Source organism: Mesorhizobium sp. M7A.F.Ca.CA.002.05.1.1, assembly GCF_003998335.1.
Classification (GTDB): Bacteria; Pseudomonadota; Alphaproteobacteria; order Rhizobiales; family Rhizobiaceae; genus Mesorhizobium.
Map to the genome: position 1 here is coordinate 1 of NZ_RZQI01001354.1, position 1052 is coordinate 1052.

At 68.0% G+C, this 1052-nt stretch carries 1 protein-coding gene and 1 pseudogene; both read left to right on the forward strand.

Annotated elements, in window-relative coordinates; all coding sequences use genetic code 11:
• Nucleotides 1–182: pseudogene (locus EN939_RS35500) on the forward strand (precorrin-4 C(11)-methyltransferase); the annotation flags it as partial.
• Complete coding sequence (gene cobA, locus EN939_RS35505; RefSeq protein ID WP_127271891.1) at nucleotides 179–997, forward strand: uroporphyrinogen-III C-methyltransferase; 819 nt, start codon at nucleotides 179–181, stop codon at nucleotides 995–997. The pseudogene EN939_RS35500 and the gene cobA, both read left to right, overlap by 4 nt.
• Nucleotides 998–1052: the final 55 nt, after the last annotated feature.

Consider the following 1052-nt stretch of genomic DNA (forward strand, 5'->3'; position numbering starts at 1 on the left):
GGCCGGACGAGCGTGTGCTGACCGGCACGCTGGCGACCATCGAGGCGCTGCTCGCCGCCGATCCGATGGAGCGCACGGCGATCATCTTCGTCGGCCGCTCGCTGGCAGCCGAAGGTTTTGGCGAGAGTTCATTATACGACGCCCACTACCAGCGGCGTTTTCGCGGACGGGACGGATTGTGAGCGGCAGCAACAAAAACACCGGCGAAAACGCTACGCTCGAAAAAGCCTTGTCCCGGCTGAACTTCAAGCCGCGCCAGCTGGAGCCTGGCCATGTCTGGCTGGCCGGCGCCGGCCCCGGCGACCCCGGTTGCCTGACGCTCGAAGTGCTGGCGGCTTTGGCCGAGGCGGATGCGCTGGTCTACGACGCGCTGGTCTCATCCGATGTCGTCGCCGTTGCCGAAAATGCCGAGCTTTTCTTTGCTGGCAAGCGCGGCGGCAAACCGTCGATGAAACAGGATGACATCACCGCCCTTTTGGTGCGGCTGGCGCGCGACGGCCGCCGCGTCGTCAGGCTGAAGGGCGGCGATCCCTATATTTTCGGCCGCGGCGGCGAAGAAGCCCTGGCGCTGGCGCATGAAAACATCCCGTTCCGCGTGCTGCCAGGCCTGACCTCGGGCCTCAGCGCTCTGGCCGCGACCGGCATCCCGGCCACCATGCGCGGCATCAACAAGGCGGTGATCCTGGCCACCGGCCACGCCGCCGGCACCGATGACGATCTCGATTGGGCGGCAATCGCCCGCACCGGCCAGCCTGTCGTCGTTTATATGGGCATGGCCAACCTGCCTTTGATCGCGGCGGCACTGCTCGACGGCGGGCTGGCGCCGTCGACACCGGCGGCAGTGATCGTCGCCGCAACGACGCCGCAGGAACGAACCGTCGTCGCAACGCTCGCCACCATTGCCGAGGAAGCCGCGGCCGCCGGTCTCGCCTCGCCGGCGCTGATCGTCGTTGGCGGGATCGTTGCCATGCGCGCGGCACTGGCGGGACAAGCATGACGGCCCGCGCCATCATCATCGGCGCGCCGCGCTCCGGCTCCGGCAAGACCAGCGT